General features: G+C 43.7%; 19 protein-coding genes. 15 read left to right on the top strand and 4 right to left on the bottom strand.

Annotated features, from left to right (window positions below):
* Window positions 1-16: 16 nt before the first annotated feature.
* The 4 genes from ESP131_RS12170 (at window position 17) to ESP131_RS12155 (ending at window position 2,762) form a co-directional block, all read left to right on the top strand.
* Entirely contained in the window at window positions 17-1,201 is a 1,185-nt protein-coding gene (locus tag ESP131_RS12170) for a ribonuclease H-like domain-containing protein (RefSeq protein ID WP_231925631.1), read from the top strand.
* On the top strand, window positions 1,198-1,758 hold the full coding sequence (locus ESP131_RS12165) for an SLOG family protein (protein WP_029341984.1): 561 nt from the start codon (window positions 1,198-1,200) through the stop codon (window positions 1,756-1,758). Before ESP131_RS12170 ends, ESP131_RS12165 begins: the two co-directional genes overlap by 4 nt.
* Before the next feature lie 5 nt (window positions 1,759-1,763).
* Window positions 1,764-2,078 carry a cell division regulator GpsB gene (gene gpsB, locus ESP131_RS12160; protein ID WP_023468607.1) on the top strand — a complete coding sequence of 105 codons (315 nt, stop codon included), beginning with the start codon at window positions 1,764-1,766 and terminating at the stop codon, window positions 2,076-2,078.
* Window positions 2,079-2,207: 129 nt separating this feature from the next.
* On the top strand, window positions 2,208-2,762 hold the full coding sequence (locus tag ESP131_RS12155) for a hypothetical protein (RefSeq protein WP_069940821.1): 555 nt from the start codon (window positions 2,208-2,210) through the stop codon (window positions 2,760-2,762).
* 44 nt (window positions 2,763-2,806) lie between these two features.
* Here ESP131_RS12155 and ESP131_RS12150 read toward each other — a convergent pair whose 3' ends face one another.
* Together ESP131_RS12150 and ESP131_RS12145 are read right to left on the bottom strand one after the other, a co-directional pair.
* Entirely contained in the window at window positions 2,807-3,124 is a 318-nt protein-coding gene (locus ESP131_RS12150; protein WP_069940820.1) for a hypothetical protein, read from the bottom strand.
* Between the two features lie 33 nt (window positions 3,125-3,157).
* Window positions 3,158-4,732 (bottom strand): FAD-dependent monooxygenase, encoded by a 1,575-nt coding sequence (locus ESP131_RS12145; RefSeq protein ID WP_069940819.1) that lies wholly within the window; start codon window positions 4,730-4,732, stop codon window positions 3,158-3,160.
* A gap of 88 nt (window positions 4,733-4,820) precedes the next feature.
* Between ESP131_RS12145 and yvfG the strand changes: the two genes are divergently transcribed.
* The 11 genes from yvfG to ESP131_RS12085 all read left to right on the top strand — a co-directional run bounded on the left by yvfG (window position 4,821) and on the right by ESP131_RS12085 (window position 14,849).
* Entirely contained in the window at window positions 4,821-5,042 is a 222-nt protein-coding gene (gene yvfG / locus ESP131_RS12140; RefSeq protein WP_029341980.1) for a protein YvfG, read from the top strand.
* Complete coding sequence (locus ESP131_RS12135; protein WP_069940818.1) at window positions 5,039-5,650, top strand: NUDIX hydrolase; 612 nt, start codon at window positions 5,039-5,041, stop codon at window positions 5,648-5,650. The genes yvfG and ESP131_RS12135 overlap by 4 nt, the downstream gene beginning before the upstream one ends.
* A 60-nt stretch (window positions 5,651-5,710) precedes the next feature.
* Entirely contained in the window at window positions 5,711-5,920 is a 210-nt protein-coding gene (locus ESP131_RS12130; RefSeq protein WP_029341978.1) for a hypothetical protein, read from the top strand.
* 663 nt (window positions 5,921-6,583) lie between these two features.
* The gene (locus tag ESP131_RS12120) at window positions 6,584-7,219 is read left to right on the top strand and encodes a 3D domain-containing protein (RefSeq protein ID WP_029341976.1); all 636 of its coding nucleotides are present in this window, start codon (window positions 6,584-6,586) and stop codon (window positions 7,217-7,219) included.
* A gap of 184 nt (window positions 7,220-7,403) precedes the next feature.
* A complete protein-coding gene (locus ESP131_RS12115) occupies window positions 7,404-8,135 on the top strand; it encodes an ABC transporter ATP-binding protein (RefSeq protein WP_029341975.1) in 732 nt (243 codons plus the stop codon).
* Window positions 8,132-9,649 carry an ABC transporter permease/substrate-binding protein gene (locus tag ESP131_RS12110; RefSeq protein WP_029341974.1) on the top strand — a complete coding sequence of 506 codons (1,518 nt, stop codon included), beginning with the start codon at window positions 8,132-8,134 and terminating at the stop codon, window positions 9,647-9,649. Before ESP131_RS12115 ends, ESP131_RS12110 begins: the two co-directional genes overlap by 4 nt.
* On the top strand, window positions 9,646-10,518 hold the full coding sequence (locus ESP131_RS12105; RefSeq protein WP_029341973.1) for a diacylglycerol/lipid kinase family protein: 873 nt from the start codon (window positions 9,646-9,648) through the stop codon (window positions 10,516-10,518). The genes ESP131_RS12110 and ESP131_RS12105 overlap by 4 nt, the downstream gene beginning before the upstream one ends.
* Window positions 10,519-10,694: 176 nt before the next feature.
* Window positions 10,695-12,038, top strand: a complete 1,344-nt coding sequence (locus ESP131_RS12100; protein ID WP_029341972.1) for a sodium-dependent transporter — start codon at window positions 10,695-10,697, stop codon at window positions 12,036-12,038.
* Between the two features lie 256 nt (window positions 12,039-12,294).
* The gene (locus tag ESP131_RS12095; RefSeq protein WP_069940817.1) at window positions 12,295-13,038 is read left to right on the top strand and encodes a 5-bromo-4-chloroindolyl phosphate hydrolysis family protein; all 744 of its coding nucleotides are present in this window, start codon (window positions 12,295-12,297) and stop codon (window positions 13,036-13,038) included.
* Window positions 13,025-14,233, top strand: a complete 1,209-nt coding sequence (locus ESP131_RS12090) for a toxic anion resistance protein (RefSeq protein ID WP_029341970.1) — start codon at window positions 13,025-13,027, stop codon at window positions 14,231-14,233. Before ESP131_RS12095 ends, ESP131_RS12090 begins: the two co-directional genes overlap by 14 nt.
* Window positions 14,234-14,282: 49 nt before the next feature.
* Complete coding sequence (locus ESP131_RS12085; protein WP_029341969.1) at window positions 14,283-14,849, top strand: deoxycytidylate deaminase; 567 nt, start codon at window positions 14,283-14,285, stop codon at window positions 14,847-14,849.
* A 270-nt stretch (window positions 14,850-15,119) separates the two neighbouring features.
* Here ESP131_RS12085 and ESP131_RS12080 read toward each other — a convergent pair whose 3' ends face one another.
* Both ESP131_RS12080 and ESP131_RS12075 read right to left on the bottom strand, forming a co-directional pair.
* The gene (locus ESP131_RS12080; protein ID WP_069940816.1) at window positions 15,120-15,398 is read right to left on the bottom strand and encodes a hypothetical protein; all 279 of its coding nucleotides are present in this window, start codon (window positions 15,396-15,398) and stop codon (window positions 15,120-15,122) included.
* Between the two features lie 24 nt (window positions 15,399-15,422).
* The gene (locus ESP131_RS12075) at window positions 15,423-15,605 is read right to left on the bottom strand and encodes a hypothetical protein (protein ID WP_069940815.1); all 183 of its coding nucleotides are present in this window, start codon (window positions 15,603-15,605) and stop codon (window positions 15,423-15,425) included.
* Between the last annotated feature and the right edge of the window lie 50 nt (window positions 15,606-15,655).

Raw genomic sequence — 15,655 nt, 5'->3', positions numbered from 1 at the left:
AAATCGTCTTAGACGAATGCTGAAATCTACATCAGACGTCGCACCAGATGCTCCTGCGTCCTCCGCTTCTGAAGCGGAAATAGCGGAGACCACAGTCGGATGGACCGACGAGCAGCAGGCTTGGATTGATCGAGGGGCCGACATCTTGACGTTTGAAGAAGAGTGGATTGTTCGGATCGACAAACGGTATGCGTTAACGGACCGACATGGAGACCGAAGTTTTGCTGAAGTGTATGAGTCCTTACAGCTTCCTCATCCGCCACTTGCACTGGATGTTCCACTTGAGCAAGTCATCTTCTTTGATACGGAAACGACAGGATTACGAGGAACCGGAACGACGATCTTTTTACTCGGGTTCGCGCGCTTTGAGCAGGGTGGATTGCTGATGCGGCAATATTTCTTACCGCATCCGCACTTTGAAGCTGCCTTTTACCATCACTTCCTGCATGATATCGGAGATGATGTCCGCTTCGTGACCTATAACGGGAAAAGCTTTGATTGGCCGCAAATCAAGACTCGTCATGTCTTCGTTCGGGAACGTGTTCCTCGTTTGCCGAAAGTCGGTCATCTTGATTTACTTCATGTTGCGCGACGGATCTTTAAAGGAATGTATGATTCCTATCGGTTGACAGCGATGGAAGAGCGGATCGGATTCGAACGGGAAGGGGATTTACCTGGATTTTTGGCACCCATGCATTACTTCCAGTACGTCGAACACCAGCATCCGGATATCATGACAGGGGTCTTGCAACATCATCTGGATGATTGTTTGACGCTTGTCGGACTCTATGATGCATGCAACCGACTCGTCACACATCGAGCGGAGGCACCTTCTCCGATACAAGAAAACATCGCGATTTGGTTGGCAGATCTCGGAATTCATGAAGGATCACACGCTCATTTTCAACAAGTCAAAGAACTATCCGCAGAAGGATGGTTGCGCCAAGGTTATTTGCATAAAAAAATGAAGAACTATGAACTAGCTCGAGATTGTTTCTTGAAGAGCAACAGTTATTTAGGGTATGTCGAACTTGCGAAGTGGGCAGAGCACATTGCAAAAGATCCAGTGCTTGCTTATGATTATACGGAACGAGCACGACAACACGTCGAGCGACATCATTGGTTGATTACTAAAAAAGAACGAATCTTGGCAGAGCTAGATCATCGAGGACGTCGGTTAAAAAGGAAGTGTGACGCGTGAAAGTTATCGCCATCACAGGTTACAAACCCAATGAACTAGGTATCTTTGATCAAAAACATCCTGGTATCCGGGTCTTAAAGGCAGCATATCGAGAGCGGATGATTCGCTTAATTGAGGATCGAGGTACAGAGTGGTTTATCACGAATGCCTCACCGGGTTGCGAAATCTGGGCATGCGAGGTCGTGCTTGAATTAAAGGAAGAGTATCCACATATTCGTCTCGGTATTCTTTTGCCGTTCTTGGAACAGGAAGCACGCTGGAAAGAGCCAGTTCAAGCGCAGTACCTCTCCATTCTTGAACAAGCTGACTTCGTCGAAGCAATCAGTCAGAAACCGTATACGGATCCATCGCAGTTACGCAATAAAACCGAGTTCATGATTCAAAAAAGCCAAGGATTATTGTCGGTTTTTGATGAAGAACATGGAGGATCGGCGAAATTTTTAGTAGAGCGTGCTAGAATAGAAATGGAACAATCCGATTATCAGTTGTTTTTAATTACACAAGATGATTTATCTTGGCTCGAACAAGAATTACAATACAATGATCAGTGGGAGTGAAGAGGATGTATAAGCCATTGTTGACAGCGGACGATATTTACAAAAAGGAATTCAAAACCGGCCTCCGTGGCTATGTCATCGAGGATGTCGATGGATACTTGGATCAAATCATTAAGGATTATGAAGGATTCGAACGTGAGATCGAACGTCTGAAGAAAGAGAACGAGGCGTTAAAACAAGCACCAGCACAACCGGTAAAACGTGAAGAACGCCGCGTCGAACAAGCGGAGCCACAAGTATCAAGTTCATCGAACTATGACATGTTACGTCGTATTTCGAATCTAGAGAAGGCCGTTTTCGGACGTCCGCACCAAGATTGACGCATCAAAAAAGACATTTCTGTCAAATCAGAAGTGTCTTTTTTATTTCCTTCTTTTTGAAAGAATCGTCATCTGAACGAAAACGGTGTTAAGATAACTAATAATACATACTACAAAGGATGATGAACCATGTTACAAGTCATGACTGCTTCTGTTCCTGAACCACCGCGCCGTCGTTTTTTTGCAAATAAACAAGTGAGTACGACGACGAGTGAAACGGATGCACTCTGTAATGAAATCCGTCATGTTTGTCGTTTTGATTGGATGTTGTTTGATCGGATTCGTCTTTCTGACACGATTGTCATTCCTTTTGCACTGATTGGTCCAAAAGGATTGTTCCTCGTGTTACAAAACGATGCGGTCGTAGAATGGATGACGGAGGAATCTTGTCATATCATGGATTCTGAGCATGGAAGAAAAGTGTTTGAACCTCATCCAATCAATCGGTCGAAAAAAATCGTTCAAGCGGTTCGAAAAACGCTAAAAGAACAAGGGATCATCATTCCAATTCATGGCATCACACTTTTTCCGAATGCACCACAGATGCGAACGGAACGAATTAAATTCCCGACGGGGCATAGCTTCAAGGATGTGCGGGCGTTCATCGTCTCAAAGAAATCCTCCCCTGTTCTAGAGCAAGAACGAAAACAAGTTGCATTTTATCTTGCACAGCAGCAGGAATGAACAAAGGCAGTGAAGCGCTCGCTTCACTGCCTTTTCGTTTGAATTCATCGTCTTGGTCGAGAAGCAAGAATGTCTTCAGCTTGATCCAAGTCTTCTTTCAAGACATACACCGCTACGCGATCATCCAAGTCTTTACTGAAACGCCGGAATAAAAACGAAGTCTTGACGCCGCGTTCGACTCGAATGTCTAAGTCAGCTGCTTCAAGTCGAGCAGCATCCTTTAATAAATCTTCTCCTTTTTCACCAAATGCTTCCCCGATCAGTGACCATCGAAGATTTTCCTTCGTTCGTCTGCTGACGATGACGAGAAATGCAATGACTAAAAGAACGATTAAAACCGTTCGAACTAGCTGTATATCCATCTTTACCTTCACCTCACCTACTATCATACCGAGTTAACGCGCATAAAGTAAACGTTCAACATACTGGGCGAATGATTTACTTTTCAAACCTTGTTGGCGATACGCGATATAACCGTCAGGGCGAATCAAATATAATCCGGATTGCTTGATGCCAAAGCGTCGTGCAAGTTCACCGCCTTGATCGACGACACCATCCTCTTTAAGGGATTGATGGATCGGTACCGTCTCAAATAGATCGGGATAGGTATAGGCGAGTTCCTTGAATGGCTCAAGAAGATCATCGGTTGCGTTTTTTGGTAAGAACAGCAGCAATAAGAAATTCCGATCGGCACGACGTAACAATAGTTCGTTCTTTTTCGTCCGCGGGTGGACGACTTCACTGTAAGGCATCGGTTCACCTGGTTTTGGTGTCAATGGACTAAAGTGTCCTTGTGTGACGAAGGTCGAACTCGTTGGGTAGTGGCTGTTGAGCTGAGCAATCCGGTTTGTCACGAAATGATGTAAGGGTGCGATTTTGAGACTATTCCGAATGACTTTTTCCTGCAAGGGTAATAAAAAGGGAATGTTGATTTGCAAGAGTTCCGTCGCAAGGTTTGTTGATCGTAAGATACCTTGTGCCGCTTCTCGACGTTCGACGCTGTAAGAATCAAGTAACGGAAAACTCGCCTTGAACTGATGGACACACCATAGTTTCCAAGCGAGGTTCATCGCATCAGCAATTCCGGTGTTCATTCCTTGACCACCGACGGGTGAATTGATGTGTGCGGCATCCCCAATCAAATAAATCCGATGGTGACCAAATTTCTCGATAATCCGGTTATGGACACGGAACATCGAATACCAATGGACTTTTTTTAGCTCAAACGGTACTTTGGCTCGATTTTGTAAAAAATCATCAATCGCTTTATGGTCGGTCGGAACAGGTCCGCTCGTTAGATTACCAGTAATACGGAACAAGTTCGACTGGAGAGGAAACGACTCGATGACGCCATGATCAGAGAAGAAGATATGAACCTCTTCTGAAGAGAGCGGCCAGTCGACCTCGATGTCAGCCAGTGCCCACGATTCTTTAAACGACTTCCCGCTGAATGGAAGCCCGAGCTCACGACGAACGAAACTGTTCGCACCATCTGCTCCGATGATGAAGGAAGCATCGACCGTCTCTGTTTCCCCTTTATGTTGTAAGGAAGCAGTAACAAAAGTCGGGAATTGAGCAAACCCCGTCAATTCCGTCTCTCGTTCCACTGCATGACCGTAAGTGGCGAGTTGCGCTTCAAGAATCCGTTCTGTCTCACTTTGAGGTAACAGCGTGACGAACGGAAAGGGTGTATTCAAATCAGTAAAATCAAGTTTTGCCTGCCATGCACCATTGACATAGAGGTTTCCTTGATTGATTTTAATCGCATTCTCCATCAAGTCTTCTGCGACACCAAGCCTTGCGAACAACTCTAGAGAACGCGCTTGAATCCCGATTGCTTTTGAGACGACGGATGGTCCGCTTGCACGTTCGACGATGCGAAAGGATAATCCATAGCGCGAGAGTGCGAGTGCGAGTGTTAAACCGGTTGGTCCGGCACCGATAATGAGGACATCTAATTTTTTATTCACGGATAACCCCCCTTAATTTACATCTTAGCCAAAACTCGGTACCATTAAACTATTGATGACACGCTGGACGTGTGAAAGGATGAAACTTGTGAACGAACAACTTTTTACGACAGAACGATTGATTGCGAATTTTAAGGAATATATCCGGCAGAATGAAGCGCATCTAACAAAAAGACATGCGTTAAATGCCTATTACAAGACGGTAGCAGGATCGATTTTATCGGACCGGATTGCTAAGAATGCGGATCTCATCGTCCGTATGCGCCATCTGGAAGAGGCGTACCATCACGTTGCACAAGAAGGGCGATGAAACAGGTGAACTTAGCCGATATCCGAAAGCAATACGTAGATTCTGAAGAACGTTTACCTCGTCATGCGGCAGCCGTACTCGTTCCGTTAGTCGAGCAGAATGGCGAAGTGTACCTGTTATTTCAAGTGAGAGCCAAAACACTACGTTCGCAACCAGGTGAAATCGCTTTTCCGGGTGGTCGGATCGATGCGGGTGAATTACCGAAAGCAGCAGCTGTTCGCGAAACGGTCGAAGAATTAAATGTCAATGCTTCTGAGATCGAAGTGATTGGAACACTTGAACCACTCGTGACACCGAACCGGTCGATCATTTACCCGTATCTTGGCATTCTCCATGCGACGGACTTTAATCCTTCACCAGCAGAAGTCGATCATGTGTTTCTCGTGTCATTAACGGAATTGATGACTTCGAAGCCGATTAAAGGAGATATGGAGTGGCGGATTCGCCCTGGCAAGGAAGTGCCGACCGAACGAATGGCGAATCGAGAAGCATATCTGGATCGTACGTATACGGTCACGGAGCATTTTTATGAGCACGGGGATTATCTGATTTGGGGATTAACCGCTAAAATCTTGCGCCGGTTCTTAGCTCAATTGACGCGTGACTAGCTTTTTCGGTCGTTATTTTATATGATTAACTGTAATTGAACGTGTCAGGAGATGAGTCAAATGGAAGAAACAGAAGAGTTATTCGATTATATCGTTGGCGATATGGTGAAAACAAAAGAAGGTTGGGTTGCGGAAGTAACGGCTGTATTGACAAATACGGTCGTCGGTGATGTATCCCACACGAAAAACTTTGAGTCACTCGGCTTAGAGTTTGAAAAACAAGTCTTATTAAAGTCAGAGATCGAATTGTTAGAACGTAAAACAAAATAATACATGAAAGCACACCAAATAATTGGTTTGCTCAGACTTAAGACAAAGCGTAATTTTTCTCTTAACGAGAAAGATTGCGTTTTTTTTTGTTCATCTCGAATCGTTTTCCTGGGACAAGCATCGCGCCGCTTCACTTCGTTGCAGGGTCGCTCCTGCTTGTTTTTCCCTAGGAAGCGATTTCGATTGAACAAAACGCTTCTCGCCTCTTTCTTTCGGTATAAAAAAGTAGAAACGAAGAAGGAGGAAGACTTTCAATGATAGGTAAGAGAGATCACCATCATATTGGAACAACTGGTTCCGCAGGACCATCTTGTTTGCAAACTCAGCACACCACATAATTGGTGTGTTTTTTATGTTCATTCAGCGATCTGAATAATAATAAAATCCTATATTCTTATATTCTTTGAAGAATTGGATAAAATAACTGAAAACATTGAAAAGATACATTTATTACAAAAGAGTAACAAGAACTAATTCGTAACAGAACGGTTACAAAATATAAAAACGTTGATACACAACAATTGAGAGCGTTTTTTGTAAGCGTGTAACCATTTCGTTACTTTTTGACAGATATATTTCAATTCATAGTGTTCGCTTTTCAAACTATTTGTCACCGTGATACGTTGTGCGGGTCGTAAAACGGCGAGAAAGGTTGGCATCAACATGAAACGAACATCATTCCTTTTATCCCTATGTTTAGCGGGATTCATATTTATTCTTTTGCCGCATCATGAAGCGTCGGCAGCACAAATCGGGATCGGTACGGAGAAAACAATCGTACAAAATCCATTAGAGATGAAACGTCAAGCTGCTCAAGAGAAGCGTGAACAAGCAGAGGCGAAAAAGCAAGCGCGTCTAAAAGCCTTGGCTAAGCAAAAAGCAGAAGCAGAGCAAAAAGCAAAAGCAGCGCAAGAAGCCAAAAAGGAAGCACAACAGGTAAAGAAACAAAGTCGAACACAAGCAAACGCTGACCGTTCCACAAAGCGTACGGAAACATTTGAGACGACAGCGTATACGACGAATCCAGAAAACAATGGAAGCCGCTTGTATAATGGTCGTGCCTTAACGGCATCAGGTTATGACGTCACAAACACGATTACATACGAAGGACGTCGCATTGTTGCTGTCGATCCATCGGTCGTACCGCTTGGAACTAAGGTACATGTAGAAGGTTTCGGCGATGCGATTGCGCTCGATACAGGTGGTGCGATTCGCGGAAAAATCATGGATCTTCTTGTCGGTTCAAAACAAGAAGCCTTAGAATGGGGTCGCCGTCAAGTCACGGTGACGTTCGAATAAGAGAAGTATACGATTAGGCGGTGGATAGTTTCCATCGTCTTTTTTGTTTTGATAAAGAATTAAAAACTTGCCTGTTCGATAATGGATTCAGAAAACAGGGAAAAGAGTGGATGGAATAGGTTTTGGAATGTCCAAGAAAGGGGAATTTTACAAAGATAATAAACCGGGAAACGAGGGATGGTTCGTGATTGAATTCAAGGATGTCGGCAAAACGTATGCAGACGGAACAAAGGCAGTGCAACATGTGAATTTTACAGTTGAACAAGGCGAGATTTTTTGTTTGATTGGTCCTTCAGGATGCGGTAAAACTACAACGATGAAAATGGTCAATCGATTGATTGATCATACGGAAGGGCAAATTTGGATTGATGGTGAACCGATCATGTCGATCAATGAACATGAACTGCGTCGGCGAATTGGCTATGTCTTACAACAGATTGCCCTTTTTCCACACATGACGATTGAGGAAAATGTTAGCGTCGTACCTGAGTTATTAAAGTGGGATAAAGAGAAAGTAGTACAACGAGTCGATGAATTATTTCGGTTAACTGGGTTGAACACCTCACTTAAGAAAAAATATCCAAGCGAACTCTCTGGGGGACAACAACAACGGGTCGGGGTTATGCGGGCACTCGCAGCAGAACAAGACGTCATCTTGATGGATGAACCATTTTCTGCTCTTGATCCCATTTCACGTGAACAATTACAAAATGATTTGTTGCATCTAAACGAAGAGCTTGGTAAAACAATTTTGTTCGTCACGCACGATATGAACGAAGCGTTGAAACTAGGCAGTCGCATCTGTCTGATGAACGCTGGAGAGATCGCTTTCATCGGTACGAAGGAAGAGGTACTAGCAAGTAACGACCCGTTCGTTCAAGAATTCATGCGTCAAGTCAGGGGGAATATCGAATGAACGGATTGCTTGAGACGTATCAGGACCGAAAAAGCGAACTGCTTCAAGCGTTGATCGAACATATCCAATTATCTGTCATCTCCTTGCTCATTGCATGTGTTATCGCTATTCCGCTTGGGATTTACTTATCACGTAACAAACGTCTGAGTGAGTGGTCGATTGGTGTGACCTCAGTCATCCAAACGATTCCATCACTCGCATTACTTGGTTTGATGATACCGCTTGTCGGGATTGGTACAGTACCGTCGATCATTGCACTTGTCTTGTATTCTTTATTACCAATCGTTCGAAACACTTATACAGGGCTTGCCGAAGTCGATCCCTCGATTAAGGAAGCGGCACGCGCATGTGGGATGACTCCGATGCAAAGCCTTTGGAAAGTCGAACTCCCGCTAGCCTTACCTGTCATGATGGCAGGGATTCGGACCGCGATGGTACTGATCATTGGTACAGCAACGATTGCGGCCTTGATTGGTGCTGGAGGATTAGGCTCCATCATTCTCCTTGGAATCGACCGTAACGATAACTATCTACTGTTGCTTGGTGCGATTCCAGCAGCACTACTCGCCCTTCTATTTGATGGCTTATTACGTCAAACGGAAGTCGCGACTCGTAAACGACAAACAGCCCGTCTCGTAACAGCAGTCGTATTGATGGTCGCAATTGTCGCCGCACCTTTTGCCTTTGGTCGCAGTGAACGACCGGATCTCGTCGTTGCTGGAAAATTAGGTGTAGAACCTGAAATCCTGATGAATATGTATAAAATCGTCATTGAAGATGAAACAGATTTGACAGTTCAAGTTAAACCAAACTTTGGTAAGACGACATTCGTCTACAAGGCACTCGAGTCAGGTGATATCGACGCGTATCCTGAATTTACGGGAACGGTACTTGCTAGTTTGACGAATGAAAAACCGAAGTCAAACGATGCAAAAGAAGTGTATGAACAAGCGAAAGCCGGTCTTGAAAAACAAGAATTAGCCTTGCTACCACCTATGAACTATAACAACACTTATGCTGTAGCCGTTCCGAAGAAATTAGCTGAACGATATGATCTGAAGACGATTTCTGACTTGAAACAGGTCGCGAATCAGTTAACAGCCGGCTTCACGTTAGAATTCAAGGATCGCCAAGATGGGTATAAAGGCATTCAAGAAAAATATGACGTCAATTTCAAAGAAGTCGTTACGATGGAACCGAAGTTGCGCTATAAAGCAATCGAATCAGGTGAAATCGATGTCATTGATGCTTACTCAACGGATCCAGAAATCGCGAAATACGACATGGTGGTCCTAAAAGACGACCAGCAATTATTCCCGCCGTACGAAGGGGCTCCTCTTCTGCGTCAAGAGACGATTGAAGAATATCCAGAAGTAAAACAGGCACTCGAACAATTATCAGGTAAAATTTCTGATGAAGAGATGTCCAAAATGAATGAAGCGGTCGCATATGGTGGGAAAACAGCGAATGAAGTCGCTCGTGATTATCTGAAGAAAGAAGGCATCATTCAATGAAGCTATTACTGATCAGTAATCCAACAGCGGGCACGAATGGTATGGGATTACTTGGAGAAGTCATCGAACCGTTAAGTACATTGTTCGATGAAATCGTCATTAAAAATACGAAACAAGCCGGCGATGCGATGCATTTTGCGGAAGAATCATCTTCGTTTGATGCCGTCGTCGTCATTGGTGGAGATGGAACGGTCTTTGAAACAATCAACGGCGTCGCAAAACTAGACGAGCGACCAATTCTTGGGATCATTCCTGGAGGTACTTGTAATGATTTCGCACGAACACTCGGGTTGCCGATGGCGCCGCGCCTTGCCGCGGAAGCGATTGCGATGCAACATGTCGTTCAAGTTGATCTCGGACAAGTCGAAGATAGCTATTTCTTGAATTTCCTTGGTGTTGGTCTTGTCGCAGAAGCATCAATTGGAATCGATACGGAAGAAAAAGCACGTCTTGGTAAGATGGGTTATTATCTATCGACGATTCGTTCGAGTCTAGAAGCAAAACCATTTGAATATGAATTAATCTTAGACGAAGGTCGTCATATGACAGGCGAAGCGGTACTAATCCTTGCGGCAAATGGAGAATCGCTCGGTGGAATCGAAACAAACTTGTCAGATGGAGCATATAACGATGGGAAACTTGATTTAGTCATCGTCGATGAAGTAAACTTGACGACTATTCGTGATGTGATCCTTCAAAAAATCGGTCTTGCCAATGATCCTTCCTTTACGCATATCCTGACAAGCGGTTTTCAGTTGAAAACGAAAGATGCAAAAGTCATTGATACAGATGGTGAAAAAGCGATTCATACACCAGTGACAGTCAAAGTATTACCAGAGTTTCTCCGAATGTATGGAGGCACTCTATAATAAAATTGGAAGGAAGAGAAGGTCGTAAAAGTATACGATCTTCTCTTTTTTGATGCTTATTCAACACGCGTATGCGGTTATGCTTTGACGCTTTAAAGAAAATATTTGATAAAGGATGACTTTCACGGATTCTTTCTGTACAATGAAAAAGTATTTTGAAAAGGAGGTGGAGCACCATGAAAGGAAACGCATGGGCTTCAAAAGTTGGATTTATTTTAGCAGCAGCGGGATCCGCCATTGGTCTGGGGGCCATTTGGAAATTTCCGTACACGACTGGAACGAACGGAGGAGGCGCGTTTTTACTCTTATTCCTCGTGTTTACCTTACTGCTGGGACTGCCTGTCTTGATTGCCGAATTTTTAATCGGTCGAACGAGCGGGAAAACAGCACTTCGAGCATTCTCGGAGCTTGGCCATAAGAAGTTCACGTTCATTGGTGTCCTTGGTGTCATCGCATGTTTCTTGTTGCTCTCTTTCTACAGCGTCATTGGTGGATGGGTATTGATTTATACCATTCTAGGGTTTACTGGTCGTTTAACGACGATGGACAGTGGGGCGCTTGGTGAACTGTTCGGCACGATTTCTGCCTCACCGCTCTATGTCATTTCAGGACAATTGATTTTCCTCGCATTGACGTGTTGGATCGTCTTACGTGGAGTTCAATCTGGTATTGAAAAAATGAGTAAAATCATGATGCCTTTATTATTTGTTTGTTTCATTGTTCTTGTTGTCCGTTCTTTGACACTCGATGGTGCAATGGAAGGTGTTAAATTCTTCATACAGCCTGATTTCTCGGTCCTGAATCGAACATCAGTGCTCAGTGCACTCGGTCAAGCGTTCTTCTCACTATCGCTCGGTGTATCAGCGATGCTGACATACGCTTCCTATATGAAGGAACGTGGAGAGATTAATCGTTCTGCAGCTTGGATCGTTACAATGAATGTCGCTGTCTCGTTACTCGCAGGATTTGCGATTTTCCCAGCAGTATTTGCTTCAGGTCTTGATCCAGCAGAAGGACCAGCGTTACTCTTTATCGTCTTACCAACAGTCTTCAGCCAAATTCAGTTTGGTTCAGTCTTCTTGACGTTGTTTTTCCTTTTATTCGCTTTCGCATCGATCACGTCATCGATCGCGATGCTTGAAGTCGTTGTTGCTTCCTTAACGGATCGTAAAGAAAACGCGACGATGCGTGATAAAAAACGGACGACATGGCTTGCGACACTAGCGATTGCAATCGTCGGGATTCCGTCCGCGCTTTCGTTCGGAATCTTAGGTGATGCACAGCTCATGGGAAAAACGTTCTTTGATAGCGTTGATTTCCTAGTCTCGAATATTTTAATGCCAATCGGTGCATTATTAATTTCGATTTTTGCTGGCTTTAAGTTAGACCGTGCACTTGTCGAACAAGAATTGGTGACTAGCCCAATGATGAAAAAAATGGTTCCAATCTGGCGACTGAGTGTATGTTACCTAAGTCCAATCGCGATTCTCATTATTCTTGTCTGGCCGTTGTTCGGATAATAAATGAAGTATTCTCCATAAGGTAGTCGACTAAAATTGTCGACTACCTTATTTGTCATGAAAGGATATCAAACAGAAAAGCCTGAACAGTTCATTCTTCAGCCTGATGTCATTCGTTAAAAAGTATGGTGAAATATGAATACATGAGGCGTAACATTTCGCAAAAACGGGAAACTTTTTGTTAGACCATACGTAATGTTAAAATAAAGACACGTAAACCTGATAGAAGAATCAGCACGAAGGAAGAGGGGATGACATGAAGTCTTCATGGTGGATATTTGGTTCCATCGGTATGATGTTCGTATTTCTACAATTAGCCGATACGTTCAGCTTCTCGGGAATCTTCATCGCTCTTGGTTTGTGGTTCATTTGGAGCGGTTACCGGACAAAACCAGGTCGACGATATCGGACAGAACGGAAGTCGACTGAAATCAAGCGGAAAAATGTGAAAAAGAAATTACTTCTTGACGATGAAGAGGAATTCGTCGGAAGTGTCATTTTAAAACCAGAACGGGCGACACGCCGTTTTGAAGAGACGGATGATTTGGAGCTTCAAGTATTGCAGCGGACAATCGAAGAAGGATTTGCGAAAATCCAGACGTACGATCAAATCGTTCCGTCCATTCGAGATAGCGAAATTAGAAGCGAGATGCGAATCGTCTCTCGTGAAGCGCATGTATTGTTCGAGGAATTATATGAAAGTCCACGCGACGTCAAAAAAGTTCGGGACTTCTTTACATTCTACTTGGATTCCTTATTGTCGATTTCAGAAAAATATGCCGATTTGGAACGCCGTGGTGCCCAAGTTCAATTGGATACGAAAAATCAATTGATTTCGAACTTAAAGATGATCGGTCAAAAGCTGAAACAGCAACAAACCTTGTTGCTTGAAGGAGACACCGTTGATTTAGAACGGGAACTTTTGACGATTGAAAAGGTACTGGCGCAAGAGACTGAACAACGAAAACAGGAGGAGAGTTACCGACATGACCCATTCTGATAAAGATACATGGCAACAATGGCCTGATGAGCAAGAGCAACCGACGATTTCTGATCCATCGGTCGATCTGAATGTAGCAGAGACACCACCTAAAATGCCGGCACGTCCGGTCGAAGAGATGATTCCTTCAGATGTTCCGTCAGAACAACGACAAAAGATCGAACGTCTACTACAGGTGATTGATCTTCAGAAAACAGATGCTGTCATGCAGTTTGGCGCGCCTGTTCAACGTGAGTTATCCCAATTCTCTGATCAAGTCTTAAGTGAAGTGAAGATGAAGGATGGCGGCGAAGCGGGAAAATTGTTGAGTGATTTAATGCAACGTGTCCGCCAAATGGATCCAGACACGCTCCAAGAAAAAAAGAGTTTCTGGTCGAACGTACCGGTCATTGGTCGGGCGAAGAAAAAAGCGGAAACGTACTTCTTGCAATACGAGAAAATGAGTGCGTATTTGGAAGAAGTCGTACACAATCTTGATCGATCGAAATTTGGTTTAATGAAGGATATTACGCTACTTGATCAAATGTATCAAAAGAACAAGCGTTATTTCGAAGAATTGAACGTCTATATTGCAGCCGGCGAAACGAAAATTGCTCACGTTCGTCAACATGAAATCGAACCGTTACGAACAGAAGTCGAGGTATCGCGGGATCAAACGAAGTTACAGGAATTAAATGACTTGATTCAATTGACGGATCGTTTTGAAAAGAAAATCCATGATTTAAAATTATCTCGAACGATTAGCTTGCAGATGGCACCGCAAATTCGTGTCATTCAACAAAACAACCAAATTCTAGCGGAAAAAATTGAATCAGCCGTCGTCAATACGATTCCACTTTGGAAGAACCAAGTTGTCCTATCTTTGAGTCTGTCGCGTCAAAAGGCAGCGCTTGAAATGCAGAAGGATGTCACCAATACGACGAACCAGTTACTTGAGCAAAATTCGAAGCTGTTGAAGGAATCGTCAATTGAAATTGCGGAAGAAAACGAAAAAGGTATCGTATCTGTTGAATCGTTAAAGGTTGCACATCAAAACTTGATTGAGACACTCGATGAAACATTACGCATCCAACAAGAAGGAAAACAAAAGCGTCGTGATGCGGAGCATGAGTTAGAACGAATGGAAAACGAACTGAAACAAAAAGTCATCGAAGTCGCTTCAAAAAGCAGAGAATTACCGAATCGACCATACTAAGGAACACGATTTTTCGTGTTCCTTTCCTTCATGAAAGGAAGGATTAGGAATGAAAAGTGAAGAGAAACAGCTGCAATGGGATACGACATGGTTATTATTCGCACGGATGATGGCAGATCGTCATTCTAAATGTGCCTCGAAATCTGTTGCCTGTGTCATCGTCAAAGATGAAAAGCCGATTTCGATCGGAATAAACGGAACACCTAGTCAGCATGTGAATTGCAACGAAATTTACTTAAAGCAAGAGGGTATTCTCTATACATCACGACCTGACCACCCGGTGGTTGAAGAATCGATTGAACGAAACGGGATTCTTTTTTATCGGTGCGAAAATCAAGAAGAACACCATGAATGGTCGAAACAACACGAGATTCATGCTGAAATCAACGCGCTCGGTAAGCTGGCAGCCGATTCGACGAGTGCGCGTCATGCGACCGCTTATGTCACCCATAGTCCGTGTCATGCATGTAGTTTGGCGCTGATTGCCTCTAAAATCGATCGGGTCGTCTATTCGACAGGTTATGAATACGGGGACGGGTTGAACCTGATGAGGCAGAGTGGGATCGAAGTCATTCACTTGCCACTCGCAAACGAATATTTTCTTGAAAAAATTTAACGGAAAAGGGTTGTAAACGCTTCCATTGCATTGTATGATGAAATCAAGCATTGCCATGGTAATTATTCACTCTTCCATTCGGACTGATTTTCAATCGAAAATCGGTCCACTTTTTTTTAGAAAAGAATTGACAAGAATTGAATAGTTTGTCATGATGACTATAGAATATGACGAAGCGGAACGCCGCATTTTCATACAAAACCAATCAAGGAGCTGGAATGCCAGGTCGTTGAATGAAAAAATCCTGACTCACATGAGTCAGGATTTTTTTTATGGATGGACAAGTGTCGCTTCCTTGAAGCGTTTAGCACGGATTGCGCATTTCGTGGCGACCGCACCTGAAAGAATCGTCATGAATCGCTGACAAAGGATGTCTGGTTGCGATTGATGTAAAAACAGTTGATGCAATAGTCGATTAAAGGCAGCGTCTAGCGAGGACAAGTGTCGTTTGATTGCAGTGGGAGACATATCTTGAATTTCTTCTGCTTGGTAGCCCGCATCACTTTGGAAGGCAGAGAGAATGAGAAGCTCTGTTTGCGCATCAGCCAACGTTAGCCCTTGTTCTTGGACATGCTAACAAGCCTCACGCAATTCATGAATCAACAATTGTTCCAAAGCATACGACGTATGCATTTGATATGGATCGTACAACTGAACAGCTTGCCGAATTTGATCGCGTGTCACGATTTCGGATACCGTCCATTGATCGAGTGTGCCAACAGCTTCACTGTATAGTTGAGTAAGTGGTCGAATCATCGTTTCTCCTCCTTAAGCATAAAATGGACTTCCAATTTCATCATAATTCA

The sequence above is a fragment of the Exiguobacterium sp. U13-1 genome (genome assembly GCF_001750115.1).
Classification (GTDB): domain Bacteria; phylum Bacillota; class Bacilli; order Exiguobacteriales; family Exiguobacteriaceae; genus Exiguobacterium_A; species Exiguobacterium_A acetylicum.
The sequence above is the reverse complement of the archived record's forward strand: the minus strand, read 5'-3'. Positions and strand labels throughout refer to the sequence as shown.